This is a genomic window from Sediminibacterium sp. FW305-C-49, assembly GCF_058231085.1.
Window position 1 is genome coordinate 1,668,680 of sequence record NZ_JBIQXS010000001.1, and the last position, 20,305, is coordinate 1,688,984.

A 20,305-nucleotide genomic window follows, 5' to 3' on the forward strand; every position below is an offset into this window, starting at 1 on the left:
TTATTTAGGCGACTTATTTTACAAATTTCAAAATATCCTCGCTGTCAGGTTTCACCTTACTTTCAAAATAAGCAATCATTTTACCATTTTCATCTAACAGAAACTTATTAAAGTTCCATTTGATTTCTGCGTCCAGCACACCATTTTTTGCTTTACTGGTCAGCCACTGATAAATAGGAGCCATGTCTTCGCCTTTAACGCTCACTTTACTCGCCAGCGGAAATTTCACACCAAAACGTGCTTTGCAGAATTCCTGGATATCGCCATCACTGCCAGGCTCCTGTCCACCAAAATTATTGGCGGGGAAACCTACGATGACTAATTTGTCTTTATACTCGTCGTATACTTTTTGGAGTGCTTCGTATTGAGGAGTGTAACCACATTTTGAAGCGGTATTCACGATCAATATCTTCTTGCCTTTGAATTTAGAAAAATCGATGGTCCCACCTTCAATTGATTTTACTTTAAAGGAGTGGATGCTGCCATTGTCGGGTAAACTAAAAGACGAAAGTAGCACAACTGCTAGAAGTGTTAAAAGGGATTTCATTGGTTCAGTTTTTTCAAATTAACAGATAATTCAGCAAATTGTTCCGCATTTTAGGTGAACAGGCCAGCTTAAATGGTATAAGCCGCAGCGGCAATACTAAGCCTTGTTCCCGGAACTGCCAGAATATACGAACCGCAGGCTTCAAGGGTTGCCCCGGTGGTAACTACATCGTCTACCAATAAAATATGTTTGTTGACCAGATGCTCCGGATGCCTGACTTCAAAAACCCCTTCCATATTTAACCAGCGGGCTAGGCGGTTTTGGGAAGTCTGGCTTTCGGTAAACTGTTTTCTGACTACTGTATTGGTTAACAAAGGGAAACCACATACTTCATTAATACCATAACAGATCAGTTCGGCCTGATTATAACCTCTTTTAAATTGTTTTTTGGGGTTCAGGGGCAAAGGAATAAGGAAATCGATATCTGTGAATCGGCCCGAATTACGAAGGGAGTGCCCGATCATCCGGCCTAAAAAAAGGCCTGCATCCCGGTTACCACGGTATTTCAGTTGTACCATCAACTTCTGAACTAGCGAATTTTTGGTAAAATAATAGAGCGCAGCCGCCTGTTCCAGCCTTATTCTGCCATAAAAAACCTTTTCCACAGGGTTATTGCCCCGTTCAAAAAAGCCGGTTTCGGGTAATTGATGGATGCACCGGCTGCATAATAAGTGGTTTAAACGCAAAAAATCGCTCCCGCAACCCAGACATTGATGCGGATAAAAAAGCTGTAATAATGATTGTATCATACCGCCCACAAGGCGAAACTAAATGCAGATGCCTGCGTATTTCCCGCAAATTTTATGAAATCAGTCAATCGTTAATGGTCAATCGTGAATCGTCGTTTTATGCTGTGCCCTGATTATTACGATTGACGATTGACCATTCACCATTCACATTCTACCACTGCATACTATTAAAAAAGCTGCTGATACACTTCATCAACCCTGCTTAACGCAAGCACCTGTATCTTGTAAGCTTGCGGATTAAAACTTTTCTTGTTGTATTTGGAGACAAAGATTTTTTCGAAACCAAGTTTCTCTGCTTCTGCAATACGCTGTTCAATTTTGTTGACGGCCCTGATCTCACCATTCAATCCTACTTCGCCGGCAAAGCAAACATGTGGTGGAAGGGGAATATCTTCATAAGAAGAAAGTAAAGCACAAATCACAGCAAGATCAATAGACGGGTCTTCTACTTTTATGCCACCCGCTATATTTACAAACACATCTTTCATACCGAACTGAAAACCGCCACGTTTTTCGAGCACGGCTAGCAGGAGTTGTAAACGTCTTAGATCAAAACCAGTTACAGTACGCTGCGGAGTTCCATATACACTTTGTGTAACCAATGCCTGCACTTCAATCAATAGCGGACGCATACCTTCGAGTGTGGCAGCAATGGCACTACCACTTAACTGTTCCTCTCTTTGCGCAATCAGAATTTCTGACGGATTTGATACGATGCGCATACCATCACCCGTCATTTCATAAATACCCAATTCTGCTGTACTGCCAAAACGATTTTTGAGTGTGCGGAGAATTCGGTAAGCATAATGCCGATCGCCCTCAAACTGCAAAACCGTGTCTACCATGTGTTCCAGCACTTTGGGCCCTGCAATGGCTCCGTCTTTGGTAATATGACCAATGAGGAAAACAGGCGTGTTGGTTTCTTTGGCAAAGCGCTGAAATTCTGCAGCACATTCGCGGATCTGGGAAACAGTTCCGGCAGAAGAATCGATGATATTCGACTGAAGTGTCTGGATCGAATCAACGATCACCAGTTGTGGTTTCAGTTTTTTAATTTCCTGGAAAATGGTTTGTGTGGAAGTTTCAGTGAGCAGGTAAAAATTTTCGTTTTGAATCTTCAAACGGTCGGCGCGCATTTTTATCTGTTGCTCACTTTCTTCACCGCTGATGTACAAAACGGTGAGCTGTTTCATCAGTAAACCATTTTGCAGGAAAAGTGTACTCTTACCAATACCGGGTTCACCTGCTACAAGAATAATACTACCCGGAACAATACCTCCACCCAGCACCCGATCGAGTTCAGTATCCTGGCTCCTGATTCTTTTTTCTTCGGTGGTAATTACTTCATTGAGTGAAATTGTTCTTGCAGTTCTTTTCTCCTGTTTATAATCATCCCATTTTTCTGCTGTTTTATTTCCTTTGTCCAACACTTCTTCTGTGAAAGTATTCCATTGAGAACAGGAAGGACATTTTCCGATCCATTTTGCACTTTCATATCCACAGTTGCTACAGAAAAAAGCAGTTTTTATTTTACTCATTTGCTAAAGATAATGTTGATTTGATGAGTTCTTTTCATGAAAAAAATCATGTGCTTACGCAACAAAAAATAAAGCGTGAAAACATCCTTTTTAAGGGGAAAGAAAAGCCGTAAATAAAAAAGGGAAAATCGCTGAAATGCAATACTGGCGGGCATGTAAAAGGGTCAACATTGCTGTTGACCCCGTTTACTTACTAACCCATTAAATTCTAGCACTAAGTTACAAAACCGGGCCACATGGCAAAATAAATTTTGCATCTGTGCATAATTATTTAATATACGATTGTCTTCGTAAAACGCTTTAACATATTGTTAATCATAGCCATTCGACCCATTGGTACCGGGATGGGAATTTTGTCATAAAAAGGGGGTCTTTTTGGCAGAAAATAGCTGCCCGGGGTAGGGAAATTGTCATTTTTAGGTTTGGTAGGCTATTTGCAGCTTTTTCCTAAAATATAACTATGGATATGTCGATCATTTTAGTGTCTTTGATTTTTCTGGGTATCAGCTTCCTGGTATCCTCCAGGTTAAAGGCCAAATTCACCCATTATAGCCAGTTGCCCATTTCGAACGGTTTGAGCGGTAAGGAAATTGCCGAAAAAATGCTCCACGACAACGGAATATATGATGTAAAAGTTATATCTGTTGACGGTTTTCTGTCCGACCACTATAACCCAGCCAATAAAACAGTCAATTTAAGTCCGGAAGTCTACAGCGGCACCAGCATCGCTTCGGCAGCGGTGGCGGCCCATGAATGTGGTCACGCAGTTCAACATGCCACAGCATACAACTGGTTAATGATGCGTAGTCGCCTGGTACCTTTTGTTCAGTTCAGTAGTTCCATTGTACAATGGGTATTATTAGCGGGCGTCATATTAGTGAATACATTTCCTATGCTGTTATTGGGTGGTATTATCTTATTTGGACTCACCACTTTATTTTCTGTGATTACCTTACCGGTAGAATTTGATGCGAGCAACCGTGCCCTGGTCTGGTTAAGTAACAGAAATGTTCTGGTGCAACGTGAACAGGAAGGTGCAAAGGACGCACTTAAATGGGCAGCTATGACCTATGTAGTAGCTGCACTGGCATCAGTAGCTACACTTATTCAATATGTATTGATCTTTTTAAACGGATCATCAAGAAATGATGATTAAGGAAGAACGTGAATGGTTAATGGTGAATGATCAATAGTATATTCACCATTGACCATTCACTATTCACGTTTAAAATTTTATTTCCTCTTCTCTCTCATCAAAGAATTTGAATTCTGTGAGATGGTAATTGGTGTTGGCCTGTGCCTTCAGTTTTACTTTATGCTTCTTTTTCCACTTTTTAATGATGGATGAGAAAAGACCTTTGGTGAGATAAGAGTGAACGATGGGGTGTACAACAATCGTCAGGTTCTTGTGAGAGTGGCTAACGAGGTAATGTAATTTCTTTTCAATTTCATCTTCAAGCAACAGTGTTGATGTGATCTTCCCGGTACCATTACAGGCCGGACAACTTTCTGCCGTGTTGATATTTACTTCCGGACGCATCCGCTGACGTGTAATCTGCAGCAATCCGAATTTTGAAATAGGTAATACAGAATGTTTTGCACGATCGGCTTTCATGAATTGCTCCATGGCTTCCTGCACCTTACGTTTGTTATCGGGCAGTTTCATGTCGATAAAATCTACCACGATAATTCCACCGATATCACGCAGCCTTAATTGACGTGCAATTTCTTCTGCCGCTTCGAGATTGGTTTCAAGCGCATTGTCTTCCTGGTTATTGCTTACGCTCTTATAACCGCTGTTCACATCCACTACATGCAATGCTTCAGTGTGCTCAATAATAAGATAAGCACCGCTGGGAAGATTTACAGTTTTGCCAAAAGAAGATTTTACCTGTTTGGTTACGCCAAACTGATCGAAGATGGGAAGGCCGTTGTGATAAAGTGAAACAATATCTGTTTTATCCGGAGCAATTCTTTGAATGTACGATTGCGTAACCTGGAACAGGTTTTTGTCATTCACGACGATGCGATTGAAATCGGCACTCAGTAAATCACGCAGGATACTGGTGGTTTTGGTTTCTTCACTCATGATCCTTACAGGCGCCACAGCACCTTTGAGGTTATGCTGAATGGTTTTCCATGTTTCTACCAGCGATAACATATCCTGGTGTAGTTCGGCTGTACTCTTTCCTTCGGCAGCAGTACGAACAATTACACCAAAATTCTTCGGGCGTATCGCTTCTACAATTTTATGTAAACGCTTGCGCTCTTCTGAAGAATGAATTTTTTTGGATACGGCAACAATCTCGTTAAATGGGGTGACCACTACAAATCTTCCGGGTAAAGAAAGTTCGCAACTAAGTCTTGGTCCTTTTGCAGCGATGGGTTCTTTTAAAATCTGAACAAGTACATGTGGTTTACCATTCAGTACTTCATTGATTTTCCCTGTCTTTACAATTTCAGGTTCAGACTGAAACCGAGCAAAGTCGAAAGCCTGTTCACCTTTATCGCTCATGGCAATTTGGGTAAACTTAATGATGGAACGGGCATACGGACTCAGATCCGTGTAATGCAGGAACGCATCTTTTTCGAAGCCTACATCTACAAATGCAGCGTTGAGACCGGGGATCAGTTTTTTTACTTTACCCAGATACAGATCGCCCACTGCAAAGTTGGCATCGGTTTTTTCATTGTGCAGCTCCACCAGTTTCTTGTCTTCCAATAAGGCTATTTCCACGCCTGTTGGAGCGGCATTAATAATCAGTTCTTTGTTCACAAAGTGCAACTTTTAAATACAAAATCACCTACCGGTATTCGGTATATCAGCATCCACAACATCTGATGGAGCAGCCAAAGGAAGGAAAAGGTAAAGTTGCTGTTCGGAAGGTAAGGCTGCTTCCAGATAAGTGTTAAACGGGTCTGGAACTGCGCATAGCCAGACCAGACCCGTTTTCTATTAAGGTCGATAGAAGGAACTATTTGTTCTTCTTCTTATGACGATTCTTTCTCAGACGCTTTTTACGTTTGTGTGTAGCGATCTTATGACGCTTTCTCTTCTTACCACAAGGCATACCAAAGTAATTTTATACAGTTAAAAAATAAATTTATCGTTTCAATTCAGCTATTCTTTTAGACAGTGCTTCTTTTGCTGCTGGTACCGGAACTTTCTCTCTGGCTATTTCATACCATTTAATGGCATTGGCTTTCTCGTTATGGATGTCATAACATTCTGCCAGATTGAAAATAGCATCCAGGTTTTCCGGATCCTTCTTAAGTACAATCAAAAAGCGTTCGATGGCTTTATCATATTGTCCGCTTTTCTTTCCGCCCAAACCCAGCATCATCTGACCAAAGATGTTATCAGGATTTTTTTCTACTACCGATCTGATACTCATAATACCCTCCATCGGGTTATCTGAAATATTGCCAAACAGGTAGCAGGCACCCAAACCAACTTTGCTTGAATCGTTTGCCGGATTCAGTACAAGGGCCTTATCAAAAAGAACTTTTGCTTGTGTTGCCAGCCAGTTTTGCATGGCGGGCTCACCTTCTGTCATCAGATTATTTAAAAACAGATGGGCGGCAAAGGTGAGGCTTTTTTCAGAATTTTCCAACTTGGCAGCTTCGCCGGTGTACCAGGCATAGGGTTCGAAGATGCGTGCCGAATCGGCCCAGAACCTGGCCAACTGGTGGTAAACATGTATTTGTTGCTCTTTTATATCGCCTCTTACCACCGCATTTTCGAGGGCACTGATGCGGACAACCTGCTCAGGACTGATCTTTTCTTTGGCTTTTACAAGCAGGTCTTCAAACTTAATAGGTTGATTTTCATGTGTATGTGAAGTATCACCTTCGGCATGAACATGTTTTTTATCAGGGGCTACAGTAGGACTTACAAAATAGAGTAAAATAAATAAGACTAAACCGCCGCCGGTTAACAATAATTGCTGTTTTTTCACAAGTCGGAAAATTTCGGCGAAGTTAGTCCGACTTCCGCTTGCTTTTTACTTCACTGACAAATTCTTTTGCCGGCTTGAACGCAGGGATATAATGTTCTGGTATTTCTACAGCAATATTCTTCTTGATATTACGCCCGATTTTGGCTGCACGTTTTTTGGTAATAAAGCTGCCAAAGCCACGGATATAAATGTTCTGGCCATTCGAAAGGCTCTCTTTTACCTCTTTAAACATGGTTTCTAAGGTAACCAGCACATCCACTTTCGGTATACCCGTTTTATCGGAAATCTGGTTGATGAGGTCTGACTTTCTCATTGGAAATAGAATTGTTTAATGAATCAGACTTAAAATAAGATAAAAAAACTGGTATTTGCAAGAAAGATTGTTTAATTTTTATAGACGTTACTGATTGATAGATAAATGATTCAAAAATGTAATTCCCAGAACCAGTAGTACACATATAAATTAAATGTATCATTTAATAACTTTATTTTCAGCCAAACGCTCTTTTCAGAATCTTTGTTACCTACATGAATAGACAGTTTACCAGAAAATTACTACAGTGGAACCGTAGTGAAAACAACCGCGAAATGCCCTGGAAAGGGGAGAAAAACCCTTATCGTATCTGGTTAAGTGAAATAATACTGCAACAAACAAGGGTTGAGCAGGGCTGGAATTATTATAAGCGATTCATTAAAAAATATCCTACTGTGTTTAAACTGGCCACAGCACCCGACCAGGAAGTGTTTAAATTATGGGAAGGACTGGGTTATTATAATAGATGCCGGAATCTGTTAATTACCGCCCGGGAAATTGTACAAAAATATAAAGGTGTTTTTCCGGAGGAGTACGATGATATTATACAATTAAAGGGTGTTGGTCCTTATACAGCAGCGGCTATTGCTTCTTTTGCCTACAATCTACCTTATGCCGTTGTAGACGGTAATGTGTTTCGCGTGCTTTCCCGTTTTTACGGAATCGACACGCCTATCGATAGTACAGCAGGTAAACAGGTATTTTCAGCACTGGCTCAACAGGTGCTGGATAAAAAGGCACCGGGTGAGTATAACCAGGCGATTATGGATTTCGGTGCTACCGTTTGTAAACCAGCCGTACCGGCTTGTTCGCATTGTCCGCTGCAGACAAATTGCTCGGCCTTTCAGACCGGCATGGTAAACCGGCTACCTGTAAAGGAAAAAGTGCTGACAAGAAGAAACAGGCATTTCAGTTATTTTATTTTTGAGTTTGAAGGGAAAACCTGGGTACGTCAGAGAACGGGTAAAGATATATGGCAGGGACTTTTTGAATTTTACCTGGTAGAAACAGATAAATCCCAGCAATGGACACCTGCTTTGGTAACAGACTGGTTAAAAGAGCAACTGGCCATTCGGCAATTAACTGTGCTGGAAATTTCTCCCTCTCTGGTTCAGCAGTTGACACATCAACAGATCAGCGGGTGTTTTATCAGGATAGTATTGAAGAAAGTTCCGGCCCCGCTTCTATCAACCGGCGAATGGCAAACCCCGAAAGGACTATCCGGGTTGGCTTTCCCACGTTTTATTACCCAATACCAGTCTGGCAGGGCTAAATCTTAAATTTTTGAACCTCGTTCTTTTGTTGCTTAAAAAAAGTTATTTTTAAGAGTGATTAATCTGCGACGAACAAAAAAACAATTGTATGAGAGGTGTAAACAGAGTAATGCTGATTGGTAATCTCGGAAAAGACCCTGATGTCCAACACCTGGAAGGCAATATTGCCGTAGCCAAATTTCCGCTGGCTACTACAGAAACGTATAAAGACAGATCAGGGAAACTGGTTTCTCAAACAGAATGGCATACGGTGGTATTGTGGAGAGGTCTGGCAGAACTGGCACAGAAATACCTGCACAAAGGGAGTCTTATTTATGTGGAGGGTCGTTTACGTACCCGTAGCTGGGAAGATAAGGAAGGCAATAAAAAATTTGCAACCGAAGTAGTGGGTGATAACCTGATTATGCTCGATAAACGTGGTGATGGTCATGTACCCAATGGCGGAGCTGAGGGTCTGGAAGGCTATACCGGCGATGATGCTCCTCCACTTGCAGATCCCGGAGAATCACTTCCATTTTGATTGTATGGAATTGATATTTTTGCGATGAAGTAAAGAGCAGCTCCGGCTGCTGATTGTAAACTTAAACCACCCGCTTTGGATCACCATCCGGCATTCATCAATTTACTGAATACTTATTTCTTGTCGGCACTTCATCCGGAAGGCACAACAGTGCTGGTGATGATTTTACTGGTATTGCTATTTCTTTCTTTTGTACTCTCGGGCTCCGAAGTTGCTTTTTTTTCACTTACCTATAAAGATATCAACCTGCTGAAATCGAAACAGCAGCCCGCATATAAACGAATTGTAGACCTGCTGGAAGAACCAAAAACATTACTGGCCTCTTTACTTATTGCCAATAGTTTTATCAATATATCCATCATTATCATATCGAACCTGCTGATCGATAATATGTTCAATTTTGAACAGTTCAATGCAGGTTGGGTAGAATTTTTAATCAAAGTGCTCGCAGTGAGTTTCCTGCTGGTATTGTTCGGAGAAGTAATGCCTAAAGTACTGGCCACACAAAACAATATTCGTTTTGCAAAAGATTTTGGTGGCGTGGTACAAGGGGTCGCTTATACGTTCGCAGGGTTGAGTAAAAGACTGGTAAAATACTCCGATATTATTGAGAAAAAACTCACCAATAAATCTGGTAGCTCTTATAGCCTGGAAGAACTTGATCATGCCATTGACCTTACTACCAATGAAACTGCCTCAGAGAATGAAAAGAATATTTTAAAAGGTATTGTCAAGTTCAGTAATATCTCTGTAAAACAGATCATGAAAACAAGGATGGATGTAAGTGGAATTGAATACAACACTTCATTTAATGAACTTATTGAAACCATCAGAGAATTAAATTACAGCAGGTTTCCGGTATATAAAGAAGACCTCGATGAAGTAGTGGGTATGATTCATACAAAAGATCTCCTGCCTTACATCAATGAAAATGATGCATTCAAATGGCATAGTTTATTACGTCCACCTTATTTTGTTCATGAACAAAAACCGATAGAAGATCTTTTACAGGAGTTTCAGCAAAAGAGAATACATTTTGCCGTTGTGGTAGATGAATTTGGCGGAACCAGTGGAATTGTAACACTTGAAGATATTCTTGAAGAAGTAATCGGGGAAATAAAAGACGAATTCGATGAAGAAGACAGCGGGTATAAAAAAATTGATGATAACAACTACATCTTCGAAGGTAGAACCATGATTCATGATGTTTGTAAAGTAATGGATATACCAGGCGATACGTTCGATGAAGTAAAAGGGGAAAGTGACTCACTGGCTGGCTTGGTACTCGAAATAGCAGGTGATATTCCCAAACCCGCACAGGTGGTCGTTACAGGCGATTTTGAGTTCACGGTACTGGAAGTAGAAAAGAACAGGATACAGAAAATTAAGGTTTCTATAAAACCCCGGTAAGCTGCTAAGGTGTAGCTTTGAATTATGAGAAGAGACAGCAGAATAACCATGGACCATGGTCTATGGTCTATGGTCCACGGTTTTTTTGCCCTGGCATTTTTATTACAATCCTGCAACAGTAGTTTCACTCCCAAACCCAAAGGATATTACAAGATTTATTTTCCCGAAAAAAAATACCAGCTATTCGATCAGCCGGGTTATCCATATTCATTTGAGTACCCGCAATATGCCCAGATTGTAAAAGACAGTACTTTTTTTGGTGAAACAACAGAGAATCCCTGGTGGATCAATGTTGAGTTCCCTGAGTTTAAAGGAAGAATATATATCAGTTACAAAGCCATTGGCAAAAGCCGTTTTGATACACTAGTGAAACATGCATTTGTTCTCACGGGTAAACATTCTGCTAAAGCCTATTCTATAGATGATTCACTGATGGTGACACCCAATGGTATCAGCGGGATGTTTTTTGCCGTTGGCGGAGATGTGGCCACGGCCAACCAGTTTTACCTTACCGACTCCAGCAAACATTTTCTTCGGGGAGCCATGTATTTTGACGCTACACCCAATGCCGACTCACTCGGTATTGTGAACCGTTTTATTCTACAGGACATGAAACACCTGATCAATACCTTCAGGTGGAAACAATAATATAGCCGCCCAGGAATGGGCGGCTCTCAGGCAAACACTGAACTACCCTTCGGTAACCAGTATACTATACTTACGCAGCATGCGGCATTTTGTTACGCAAAAGGCCGTTAATTCTATGAAAATCTTTGTACGCACAACCTGCGAACGAGCCGTCAAATCTGATTATCTTCGTTGCCATGATAGCGATTGACAATAAACTCATCAGCGATGAAGTCATAGAAGAGCAGTTTGTGTGCGATCTTACCAGGTGTAAGGGTGGCTGCTGTGAAGATGGCGATGCAGGCGCACCTATGGAAAAATGGGAGCTGGAGAAACTGAAAGAACATTATGAGACCATTAAACCTTATATGACGAAGGAGGGTATTGCAGAAATCGACAGACAGGGTTTATTTATCTACGATAAAGAGTTTGGCTGGGTAACACCCACCATTAACGGCGCCATCTGTGCCTATGGATACAGGGATCAACAAGGCATCATTAAATGCGGTATCGAACAGGCGTATAATGATGGCAAGGTTGACTGGAAAAAGCCTTTGAGTTGTCACCTGTTTCCCATCAAAACAAAAAAAAGCAGAAGAGACCCCGATATTGAATATGTGAATTATGAACCAAGGGAAGATCTTTGTCAGGCAGCCTGTTCGCTCGGAAAAAAATTAAAAGTACCTGTGTATGTTTTCCTGAAAGAATCGCTGATCAGGAAATACGGAGAAGAATTTTATGAGGCCTTGGCTGCAACTGCAGAACACATGAAAAATAACAAAGAAGATTAATCAGCTATGACAGATACTGCCGCATCATTTATTGCCAAAAGCACCGTTAAAGCTGCCGACCTGGAGCACAGACGCAAAATCAATTTTAATATTGGCAAGTACAATGCGGTTGTTCCAGTCGGGAAACAACAGTTTACAGATGTAATGCAGGTAAGGGAAAGAGCTAAAAATAGTAAATGGGAAGCTATTGAACACCTCGATCAATATTTACTCGAGTTTGAAAAAAAGATTACAGCAAGGGGTGCTAAAGTCATCTGGGCGGAAAACAGTGAGCAGGCATTGGATACAATAGGAGCCATTTGTAAAGAAAGAAACTGCAAAACACTGGTGAAGAGTAAGAGTATGGTGACGGAAGAGATTCACCTGAATGATTACCTCGAGAAAAATGGAATTGAAAGTGTTGAAACCGATCTCGGAGAATATATCCAGCAATTAGACGGAGAGCCACCATATCATATTGTAACACCCGCCATGCATAAAAGCAAGGAGGATGTGGCCAAATTATTTGCCAGCAAATTGGGTACGAGACCCGACCTCACACCCGAAGAGCTTACATTGGTAGCGCGTCAGAAATTGCGCGAAAAATATACAGAAGCTGAGGTGGGTGTAACTGGAGCTAATTTTATCGTTGCAGATATTGGCGGTATTGCAGTAACAGAAAATGAAGGCAATGCACGATTGAGTTGTGCCTGGCCCAAAACACATATTGTCATTGTAGGAATTGAAAAAGTGATTCCCTCCATTACAGATCTGGCTACTTTCTGGCCCCTTCTCTCCACTTTTGGAACAGGACAAAAAGTAACTGTTTATAATACTATCATCAGTGGCCCCAGGCAGGCATCGGAAACCGATGGCCCAGAAGAAATGTTTGTGATCTTACTCGATAATGGTAGAACCAATCTGCTTGCCAGTACAACCAGCAGAGAAGCTTTGTACTGTATTCGCTGCGGGGCCTGTTTGAATGCATGCCCTGTCTATAAAAATATTGGTGGTCATGCGTATGAAACAACATACAGTGGTCCTATCGGAAAAGTCATCACGCCACATTTGCGTGGTGTGGATGATTATAAACACCTGAGTTATGCATCATCCTTATGTGGTAACTGTACAGAAGTTTGTCCCGTAAGAATCAATCTCCATGAATTGTTACTGGATAATCGTCATGAAGCAGTGGTGCAGGGATCGAGTACCATAGCAGAAAGGGTGGCCTGGAAAGCGTGGAAAATGGCGAGTCTCAACCGCATGATGATGAATATGGGTAATGGGAAAATGAAAAACTGGGTTGTGAACAAAGTTTTTAAAGGCTGGTCCATGCACCGTTCTCAACTCGACTTCAGCCAGAAAACTTTTAATGAACTGTGGAAGGAAAAGCAAAAACAATCATCTTAAACAGTGGGCCGCGTGCTGACTATTTTTTCACCACATATCAGTCCGCGTCTCCAGTATATTGTTGCTGTATTATTCAAAGAATCTGCTGTTCTTACAGATCATACCGAAGCGTATTTATCAGCAGAAGGCCCTTGTATCAACTATTCTGATCAATCAATCGATAAAGGCATACAGATTATTCCTGCCGCATTATTACAGGAAACAAGTATCAGGGAGCAGGATATAAGAATGCATAACTGGCAGAACTTACCTGTTTTCTTTGCTGGCTCCGGACAACTGTCTTTTGATATTTTTGCAGCATCATTTTACCTGCTCTCCCGTTACGAAGAATACCTGGATCATGAAAAGGACCAATATGGTCGATATGATCATCGTAACAGCATTGCTTTCAGACATGGTTTTCTTGATATTCCACTGATCGATTGCTGGATGCTTGCATTTGAAAGGGAAATGCAGAAAACATATCCAGCATATCATTTACCGGCCCGCCAATTGGTAGTTCAGCCAACCTATGATATTGATATAGCTTATCGATTTCGGCATGCATCACCTTTTAAAAATATCAAAGGCTATTTTACTGATCTTCTCACAGGCAGGTTTGATGCGCTGATGGAGCGCTCTGCGATATACAGCGGTAAACAAAGGGACAGTTATGATATTTATGACTGGCTGGATGAACTGCATCAAGAGTACGCATTACAGCCGTATTATTTTTTCCTCGTAGCCGAAAAGCAAAAAGGGTATGATAAAAACGTAGACCCTTATACCAGTGGTATGCGCGATTTAATAGTCAGGCATGCAAAAAAATACAGGGTTGGTATTCACCCATCTCTTCAAAGTTATATGGATGAAGATTGTTTGGAAAGGGAGATTAAATTATTGTCTTATCATACACATCATCCGATTCGTTATTCAAGGCAGCATTATTTAAAATTACAATTGCCGGAAACATATCGACGGCTTATTGCAACCGGTATTCAGCAGGATCATTCTATGGGATATGGTGCACTAAATGGCTTCAGGGCATCGACCAGCCATCCTTTTTATTGGTATGATCTCGCAAAGGAACAGACTACCTCACTTCAGGTTATTCCCTTCTGCTATATGGATAGCACCGCCATTTTTTATGAAAGACTGAATGCGGAAATGGCACTGGAACGAATGAATTATTTGTTGAAAACAGTTAAAAAAGTGAACGGGGTGTTTAGTTATGTGATGCACAATCATTTTTTAACTGAACAAAAAGAGTGGGTGATGTGGCGTAATATGTATGAAGCTTTCTTAAAAACAATTTCCGGATAATTCTTTCTGTGTTCTTCTGTGTATTCAGTGGCGTTTAATATTGCCACTGAATACACAGAAGAACACAGAGGGTTAGCCCACATCTGCCAAAGCCTGTTCTCTTTGTTTTTTTAAGCTCCTGTTTACGAGGAATACTCCAATCAGTGTAATGGCTGAGCCAATTAAAATATCGATGGTAAGTTTTTCATTCATCAACACAGAGCCGGTAAGAATGGCTACAATTGGATTGATATAGGCATACAATGCAGCAATAGCGGGCTCCAGGTGTTTCATGGTATAAATGAATGCCACAAAAGCCACGATAGAACTTACAAATACCAAATAAGCAATTGCCAGCCAGGTGCTGGCAGGAATAGCTGTAATGGGTATGGTATTGCCAGACGCCAGCGTCATTATCATCAACAGAAATGATCCGAGTAACATTTGCCAGCCCGTAGCATTGTAGGCATTGATCTTTACTTTATTTCTTGCAATGATGATAGTACCTATACTCCAGCTCAGCATCGCAATCAGCGAAAGAATGAGACCCAATACATAACCTTCGGGCTGGCTATGAAAAGCATTATCATAAAATACAATGCCTATACCTGTAATACCTAATAAAAGCCCCACAAAAGTAACCCAGGTGATTTTTGTGTTGCGGAAGAAGATTCGTTCAATGATTACTACCGATAATGGATATAGTGCGGCAATTAATGCTGCCAGTCCACTAGGTATATAGCGCAGGGCAACTGTAGCAAACCCATTGGCAATAACAAATAACAAAGTGCCCATACCTGCCAGCCATAACATCTGTCTCGCGGTGGGTAATTTTTCGCCCCTGATCAGAAAAAATCCAACAAACAAAACACCACCCATAAACTGGCGGATAGCAGCTACTTCCAAACCCGGCACATTTCCTTTTACAGCAATCTTGCTGGCCACCCAACTGGTTCCCCAGATAATACTGGTGGCTACTAAACCGATATATGCTTTTTGTTTGGTGGTCATTGTATTAATGACGGAAATGACGCATGCCGGTCATCACCATCGCTAATTTTTTTTCTGTACAATATTCAATACTGTCTTTATCACGAACAGAACCTCCGGGTTGAATAAATGCTTCCATACCGGCTTCATGTGCAATCTGAACGCAATCATTGAATGGAAAGAAAGCATCGGATGCCAATACAGCCCCCTTCAGATCAAATTTAAACTGGTGGGCTTTTTCAATGGCATGTCTGAGCGCGTCAATACGGCTGGTTTGTCCACAACCTTTGCCTACCAGTTGTTTATTTTTTACCAGTGCAATGGCATTGCTTTTTAAATGTTTGCATACAAGATTGGCAAAAGCGAGGTCTTCTTTTTCAGCAGCACTGGTTTCTCTTCCCCCTACTTCCTCCCATTTACTGAAATTGCCTTCGTCGCTGCCTTGTTCAAGCACACCGTTCAGAATAGATTTTGATGGTTGTTTCAAAGCAGGTCTTTCAGCTTTCAGTTGTAGCAATATTCTGTTCTTTTTGCTTTTCAATACTTCAAGCGCATCTGCATCAAATGAAGGAGCTATGAGAACTTCAAAGAAAATTTCATTGATGGCATCTGCGGTAGCTTTGTCGATACTTCCATTGCTTACCAGTACACCGCCAAAAGCGCTTTCGGGATCACCCGCAAGTGCAGCATCCCAGCTATCTTTCACGGTAGGTCTTGCAGCAATGCCACAAACATTAGTATGTTTAATAATGGCAAAAGTTGTTTCGTTGAATTCGCCAATCAGTTGTACAGCCGCATCAACATCGACCAGGTTATTATAAGAAAGTTCTTTTCCGTTCAGTTGCTCAAATAGTTCAGTCAGGTTACCATGAAATATTGCTTGCTGGTGCGGGTTTTCACCATAACGTAAAGATTGCTGATGACCCGGGTTGAAATAATTGCTGATGGCAATATCATACTGCATTACTACTTCAAAAGCTTTTGCGGCAAAAGCTTTTCGCTGTTCAATATGGGTACTGCCTTTCTGTGCAGTTAATATTTGTTCCAGTTTGCTATAATCATCTTTCGCTGCTATCACTACTACATCTTTAAAATTTTTGGCAGCCGCACGTATCATGGAAGGTCCGCCAATATCAATTTTTTCGATGATGAGTTTTTCTTCACTGGTATTTTTCAATGTTTCCTCAAAAGGGTAGAGGTCAACAATCACTAAATCGATTTCAGGAATACCATATTGTTTCATTTCCTGCAGATCCTGCTCTTCGTACCTGCGACCCAGTATGCCACCAAATACCACGGGGTGTAAAGTTTTTACACGTCCGCCCAGAATAGAAGGGTAAGTGGTTAAACTTTCGACCGCCACACATGCAATACCCAATCCTTCGAGGAACTGTTGTGTACCACCAGTTGAATAAATGGTAATGCCTTCTGCCTGTAAACGGCGGGCCAGGGGTTCCAGACCATCTTTGTAAAAAACGGAAATAAGGGCAGACTGAATTTTCTTTTGCATAAAAAATGAAATATATGCCACCTTATTATGGCGGCTGATTGGTGAATAGTAGCTGCAATCGTCAGAAATCCATCACAAAAGCACCCTGTTCGGGTACAGAATGGTGGCGCAAATGTAGGCTGTCTGCTTCTTTTTTCCATTTCCGGATTTTCCACAAGGGATTATTGCTGTCCCATACATACAAATCGACCATAAATAACTGCTGTAACCCGGCAATGGTAACGGCTGGATTGTTTTGCAGGATCAATATATCTGCCTTTAAAAGGGGGGCGCCAGCTTTTAATAAAGGAATCTTATTCACCCATACGGTGGTGAGTCCGTTTACGGACAATACAAGGCCTTTTTCGGGCGAAAGAACAGCCATTCGCTTATATCCACCCATCCATGTTTGCGTGGGTAATCGCATAGCAAGGGTTGCATCAAGCTCTTTTTGTCTGGCAATGCTGATATATTTTCCTGCCCCGAATATTTCTGTAACAGTATTTCCGGAGAATTGGTAAATCACCAACCGGTTTTTTTGCCTGATCTGTACATGTCTGTATGTATAAAAAGAACAACCTATGCAAATGCACGCAAGTGTACAAAACAGATAACGTGATTTTTGCAGCATAATCCATCTGCATAAAAACAGTATTAACAAAAAGTAACAGACTATTTGCGCTGGGTTTATTTGTATATGCTCTGTTACTGCAAAAGATAATTGTTCAGCATAACTAATGAAACGATTCATCAACCGCAATATCATGTGCAGTATTTCCCCGAGATAATAGGCGATAACTGAAACAGGTGATATTACCAGCAACAGTATACATCCATATAAAACTAGGCCGCTCAATGGAACAACAACGAGGTTGGTGATCATAAAAAGGTTGGGAAACTGGTGGAAATGATACAGTACAATGGGTATCGTAAAAACCTGGGCACTACAGGTAACTATCAGTAATTGCCAGCCATAACGGAGAATTTTGTTGGAAATATACCAATAACGATAAACAGGCCGGGTAAAAATAATAATGCCTGCAACGGCCGCATACGAAAGCTGGAAACCCAGATCCCAAAGATAAAACGGTTTAAAACAAAGCAGGCAGAACATAGAAGCAGCCAGATTGTTATATGGATTATTCTTTCGTTGTAACCATTCTCCCAATAGTATACATGTAAAGATGACAGCGGCTCTTAACACTGAAGCGCCTGCGCCAACCAACAAGCTAAAAATCCATAATGCGGCCAATATTAAAACAGGTCTTATCCATTTTATATAGCGCAGTTTTTTTAAAGGAGAAGTCAGTAATAATAAAAGTCCGTACACCAAACCGAGGTGCATGCCACTGATGGCAATTACATGAATAACACCTGTTCTGCTATAGGCCTGTAATAGCTCATCTTCAAGATCGAAAGTGTAACCAATGAGTAAGGCTTCTGCAATGGCCTGCTCCTGTTTTCCACGGATATATTTTCGAAGAATGGATAAAACTGTATGCGTTACTTGTACACTCCATGATAACTGACCTGTATCTACAAATTGATACTGGCTGCCTCGAAGAAAAATCCGATGGTAAATATTGTTTCTGGTCAGGTAAGCAGCATAATCAAAAGCGCCGGGATTGGTATTTGCATCAACAGCCTGTAAAGATTGACTGATCAGCAAACGATCGCCTTGTTTCAATAACCGGTTTTTTTCTTCTTTGCTGAAGTATACAAGCAGTTTCCCTTTTACCTGTACCCATTTTCTATTTTCAAACCTGCTGTCTATTGTAGCTGTTGTTTTGAATGATTTCTTTCTTTCAACGGGTGTTTCAAGTAATCGTATGAGGAGGGGCTTATGATCATTTTTATGACGTCCAATCCAGTTTTTATCATGTGTAATGGTATTGATACGTGCAATAACAGAACCAAGACAAATCAGTATTATATAAATGCCAAGGCCAACAAAAACTGTAAACCTGTATTTCTGTTGGATGGATAAAAACCGTAGTAAAAAAATGCATAACAGTAATGTGGCTATTGCGATCAGCTCTATACCGATATCATGGGGGAAATGATACTGGACCAATATCCCCGAAATCAAACCGGGTAATAATCGTAGAAACGGGGCCTGTTTCAAATATGCAGGTGTACTGGAGCGCATCCCTAAACCTAACAGAAAAGGCTGCGTATCCTTACGCAGCCTTTTCTTTCAAGTATTAATACACCGTATTTTCCGAAGATTACCTCGAAAGATTCATACTTCTTTCTTTGTAGAGTGTTCTGAAATAAGGATCCCTCAGGTCTTTGATGAAACGGATGGCTTCACCGGTACTCTTCATTTCAGGTCCGAGTTCTTTATTGACACCTGGGAATTTATCAAAACTGAAAACAGGTTCTTTGATGGCATAACCTTCCAGCTTTTTCTCCATGGTAAACTCTGTGAGTTTGGCGGCACCCAGCATTACTTTGGTAGCAATATTCAGGTAAGGAATCTGGTAGGCTTTCGCAATAAAGGGTGTGGTGCGTGAAGCCCTTGGATTTGCTTCAATTACAAACACTTTACCATCTTTAATGGCAAACTGAATATTGATGAGTCCTTTAATATTGAGTGCTCTTGCGATTTTCTCACTGTAATATTCCATGGTTTCCACAATCAGTGGTGTGAGGTTGAAAGCAGGAAGCACTGCATTACTGTCGCCACTATGAATACCTGCAGGTTCAATATGTTCCATTACACCCATGATATGGAAGTTTTCGCCATCGAAAATGGCATCAACTTCTGCTTCCTGACAACGATCCAGGAAATGGTCGATCAGAATGGTGTTACCGGGAATATGTTTTAATAAACTGATTACCGCTTTCTCTACTTCCTCATCATTAATCACAATACGCATACGCTGGCCACCCAAAACATAGCTCGGGCGAACCAAAACAGGATAACCCACTTTATTGGCTACATCAATGGCTTCTTCTGCTGTATAAGCTGTACCATATTCCGGATAAGGAATATTGAGTTCTTTCAACAAATCACTGAAACGACCACGATCTTCGGCAATATCCATACTGTCGAAAGAAGTACCGATGATACGAATACCTTTCTGGTGCAGTCTTTTCGCCAGTTTGAGTGCAGTCTGGCCACCAAGCTGAACGATTACGCCTTCCGGTTTTTCGAGTTCAATGATTTCCCAGAGATGTTCCCAGAAAACGGGTTCGAAATAAAGTTTATCGGCCATATCGAAATCGGTCGATACGGTTTCGGGGTTACAGTTCACCATAATGGCTTCGTAACCACATTCTTTAATGGCCAACAGACCATGTACACAACAATAGTCAAACTCAATGCCCTGACCGATCCGGTTGGGACCACTTCCCAGGACAACAATTTTTTTCTTTTTAGATGGAACTGACTCGTTTGATGATAAGGTAGGATAGTTCATTAG

General features: G+C 41.2%; 18 protein-coding genes. 8 read left to right on the top strand and 10 right to left on the bottom strand.

What is annotated here, in order from left to right:
* Nucleotides 1-13: 13 nt before the first annotated feature.
* The 3 genes from ACH3Z1_RS07085 to radA form a co-directional block, all read right to left on the bottom strand.
* The gene (locus ACH3Z1_RS07085) at nucleotides 14-547 is read right to left on the bottom strand and encodes a glutathione peroxidase (protein ID WP_490821176.1); all 534 of its coding nucleotides are present in this window, start codon (nucleotides 545-547) and stop codon (nucleotides 14-16) included.
* A 68-nt stretch (nucleotides 548-615) separates the two neighbouring features.
* A complete protein-coding gene (locus ACH3Z1_RS07090) occupies nucleotides 616-1,152 on the bottom strand; it encodes a ComF family protein (protein WP_490821177.1) in 537 nt (178 codons plus the stop codon).
* Between the two features lie 311 nt (nucleotides 1,153-1,463).
* A complete protein-coding gene (gene radA / locus ACH3Z1_RS07095; RefSeq protein WP_490821178.1) occupies nucleotides 1,464-2,834 on the bottom strand; it encodes a DNA repair protein RadA in 1,371 nt (456 codons plus the stop codon).
* A gap of 466 nt (nucleotides 2,835-3,300) precedes the next feature.
* Here radA and ACH3Z1_RS07100 point away from each other — a divergent pair, with 466 nt between their 5' ends.
* Entirely contained in the window at nucleotides 3,301-3,990 is a 690-nt protein-coding gene (locus ACH3Z1_RS07100; protein WP_490821179.1) for a zinc metallopeptidase, read from the top strand.
* A gap of 69 nt (nucleotides 3,991-4,059) precedes the next feature.
* On the opposite strand, the gene ACH3Z1_RS07105 is transcribed toward ACH3Z1_RS07100, so the two are convergent.
* The 3 genes from ACH3Z1_RS07105 to ACH3Z1_RS07115 all read right to left on the bottom strand — a co-directional run bounded on the left by ACH3Z1_RS07105 (nucleotide 4,060) and on the right by ACH3Z1_RS07115 (nucleotide 7,106).
* Entirely contained in the window at nucleotides 4,060-5,610 is a 1,551-nt protein-coding gene (locus ACH3Z1_RS07105; protein ID WP_490821180.1) for an Rne/Rng family ribonuclease, read from the bottom strand.
* A 328-nt stretch (nucleotides 5,611-5,938) separates the two neighbouring features.
* Nucleotides 5,939-6,793, bottom strand: a complete 855-nt coding sequence (locus ACH3Z1_RS07110; RefSeq protein WP_490821181.1) for a tetratricopeptide repeat protein — start codon at nucleotides 6,791-6,793, stop codon at nucleotides 5,939-5,941.
* Nucleotides 6,794-6,815: 22 nt separating this feature from the next.
* Complete coding sequence (locus ACH3Z1_RS07115) at nucleotides 6,816-7,106, bottom strand: HU family DNA-binding protein (RefSeq protein ID WP_294991008.1); 291 nt, start codon at nucleotides 7,104-7,106, stop codon at nucleotides 6,816-6,818.
* Nucleotides 7,107-7,321: 215 nt separating this feature from the next.
* On the opposite strand from ACH3Z1_RS07115, the gene mutY reads away from it, so the two are divergent.
* The 7 genes from mutY to ACH3Z1_RS07150 all read left to right on the top strand — a co-directional run bounded on the left by mutY (nucleotide 7,322) and on the right by ACH3Z1_RS07150 (nucleotide 14,419).
* Nucleotides 7,322-8,386 carry an A/G-specific adenine glycosylase gene (gene mutY / locus ACH3Z1_RS07120; protein WP_490821182.1) on the top strand — a complete coding sequence of 355 codons (1,065 nt, stop codon included), beginning with the start codon at nucleotides 7,322-7,324 and terminating at the stop codon, nucleotides 8,384-8,386.
* An 82-nt stretch (nucleotides 8,387-8,468) separates the two neighbouring features.
* On the top strand, nucleotides 8,469-8,900 hold the full coding sequence (locus ACH3Z1_RS07125) for a single-stranded DNA-binding protein (protein WP_490821183.1): 432 nt from the start codon (nucleotides 8,469-8,471) through the stop codon (nucleotides 8,898-8,900).
* Between the two features lie 75 nt (nucleotides 8,901-8,975).
* Nucleotides 8,976-10,310 carry a gliding motility-associated protein GldE gene (gene gldE / locus ACH3Z1_RS07130; RefSeq protein WP_490821184.1) on the top strand — a complete coding sequence of 445 codons (1,335 nt, stop codon included), beginning with the start codon at nucleotides 8,976-8,978 and terminating at the stop codon, nucleotides 10,308-10,310.
* 24 nt (nucleotides 10,311-10,334) lie between these two features.
* Nucleotides 10,335-10,958 (top strand): gliding motility lipoprotein GldD, encoded by a 624-nt coding sequence (gldD, locus tag ACH3Z1_RS07135; protein WP_490821185.1) that lies wholly within the window; start codon nucleotides 10,335-10,337, stop codon nucleotides 10,956-10,958.
* A 176-nt stretch (nucleotides 10,959-11,134) separates the two neighbouring features.
* Entirely contained in the window at nucleotides 11,135-11,728 is a 594-nt protein-coding gene (locus ACH3Z1_RS07140; protein ID WP_490821186.1) for a DUF3109 family protein, read from the top strand.
* Nucleotides 11,729-11,734: 6 nt separating this feature from the next.
* Nucleotides 11,735-13,117, top strand: coding sequence for a LutB/LldF family L-lactate oxidation iron-sulfur protein (locus tag ACH3Z1_RS07145; RefSeq protein ID WP_490821187.1), 1,383 nt, complete (start codon nucleotides 11,735-11,737; stop codon nucleotides 13,115-13,117).
* 12 nt (nucleotides 13,118-13,129) lie between these two features.
* The gene (locus ACH3Z1_RS07150; protein ID WP_490821188.1) at nucleotides 13,130-14,419 is read left to right on the top strand and encodes a polysaccharide deacetylase family protein; all 1,290 of its coding nucleotides are present in this window, start codon (nucleotides 13,130-13,132) and stop codon (nucleotides 14,417-14,419) included.
* A 72-nt stretch (nucleotides 14,420-14,491) separates the two neighbouring features.
* Here ACH3Z1_RS07150 and ACH3Z1_RS07155 read toward each other — a convergent pair whose 3' ends face one another.
* From ACH3Z1_RS07155 to ACH3Z1_RS07170, 4 genes are all read right to left on the bottom strand, one after another.
* Nucleotides 14,492-15,409 carry an EamA family transporter gene (locus tag ACH3Z1_RS07155; protein ID WP_490821189.1) on the bottom strand — a complete coding sequence of 306 codons (918 nt, stop codon included), beginning with the start codon at nucleotides 15,407-15,409 and terminating at the stop codon, nucleotides 14,492-14,494.
* A 4-nt stretch (nucleotides 15,410-15,413) separates the two neighbouring features.
* Nucleotides 15,414-16,898: a bifunctional phosphoribosylaminoimidazolecarboxamide formyltransferase/IMP cyclohydrolase gene (gene purH / locus ACH3Z1_RS07160; protein ID WP_490821190.1), complete on the bottom strand. Its 1,485-nt coding sequence runs from the start codon at nucleotides 16,896-16,898 to the stop codon at nucleotides 15,414-15,416.
* Nucleotides 16,899-16,959: 61 nt separating this feature from the next.
* Entirely contained in the window at nucleotides 16,960-19,002 is a 2,043-nt protein-coding gene (locus ACH3Z1_RS07165) for a ComEC/Rec2 family competence protein (protein WP_490821191.1), read from the bottom strand.
* Between the two features lie 103 nt (nucleotides 19,003-19,105).
* Entirely contained in the window at nucleotides 19,106-20,302 is a 1,197-nt protein-coding gene (locus ACH3Z1_RS07170) for a carbamoyl phosphate synthase preATP-grasp domain-containing protein (RefSeq protein ID WP_490821192.1), read from the bottom strand.
* Nucleotides 20,303-20,305 lie beyond the last annotated feature (3 nt).